Here is a 1,372-nt window from a genome sequence, read left to right on the forward strand (position 1 = left end):
AGGCTGAGCTGTGATGGCGAGTGAAATTTTAGTAGCGAAGTTCCTGATTCCACACTGCCAAGAAAAGCCTCTAGCGAGGAAAATGGTGCCCGTACCGCAAACCGACACAGGTAGGCGAGGAGAGAATCCTAAGGTGATCGAGAGAACTCTCGTTAAGGAACTCGGCAAAATGACCCCGTAACTTCGGGAGAAGGGGTGCTTCTTAGGGTGAATAGCCCCGAGAAGCCGCAGTGAATAGGCCCAGGCGACTGTTTAGCAAAAACACAGGTCTCTGCGAAGCCGCAAGGCGAAGTATAGGGGCTGACGCCTGCCCGGTGCTGGAAGGTTAAGGGGAGCGCTTAGCGTAAGCGAAGGTGCGAACTGAAGCCCCAGTAAACGGCGGCCGTAACTATAACGGTCCTAAGGTAGCGAAATTCCTTGTCGGGTAAGTTCCGACCCGCACGAAAGGCGCAACGATCTGGGCACTGTCTCAACGAGAGACTCGGTGAAATTATAGTACCTGTGAAGATGCAGGTTACCCGCGACAGGACGGAAAGACCCCGTGGAGCTTTACTGCAGCCTGATATTGAATGTTGGTACAGCTTGTACAGGATAGGTAGGAGCCTTTGAAACCGGAGCGCCAGCTTCGGTGGAGGCATCGGTGGGATACTACCCTGGCTGTATTGACCTTCTAACCCGCCGCCCTTATCGGGCGGGGAGACAGTGTCAGGTGGGCAGTTTGACTGGGGCGGTCGCCTCCTAAAATGTAACGGAGGCGCCCAAAGGTTCCCTCAGAATGGTTGGAAATCATTCGCAGAGTGTAAAGGCACAAGGGAGCTTGACTGCGAGACCTACAAGTCGAGCAGGGACGAAAGTCGGGCTTAGTGATCCGGTGGTTCCGCATGGAAGGGCCATCGCTCAACGGATAAAAGCTACCCCGGGGATAACAGGCTTATCTCCCCCAAGAGTCCACATCGACGGGGAGGTTTGGCACCTCGATGTCGGCTCATCGCATCCTGGGGCTGTAGTCGGTCCCAAGGGTTGGGCTGTTCGCCCATTAAAGCGGTACGCGAGCTGGGTTCAGAACGTCGTGAGACAGTTCGGTCCCTATCCGTCGTGGGCGCAGGAAATTTGAGAGGAGCTGTCCTTAGTACGAGAGGACCGGGATGGACGCACCGCTGGTGTACCAGTTGTTCTGCCAAGGGCATCGCTGGGTAGCTATGTGCGGACGGGATAAGTGCTGAAAGCATCTAAGCATGAAGCCCCCCTCAAGATGAGATTTCCCATTCCCTATGGAAGTAAGATCCCTGAAAGATGATCAGGTAGATAGGTCTGAGGTGGACGTGTGGTGACACATGGAGCTGACAGATACTAATCGATCGAGGACTTAACC

1 rRNA gene is annotated in these 1,372 nt (G+C 54.7%); it reads left to right on the top strand.

What is annotated here, in order from left to right:
• Nucleotides 1-1,372: ribosomal RNA gene (locus tag JOC74_RS23275) — 23S ribosomal RNA — on the top strand; the annotation flags it as partial.

The sequence above is a fragment of the Bacillus capparidis genome (assembly GCF_017832095.1).
GTDB lineage: Bacteria > Bacillota > Bacilli > Bacillales > Bacillaceae > Bacillus > Bacillus gobiensis.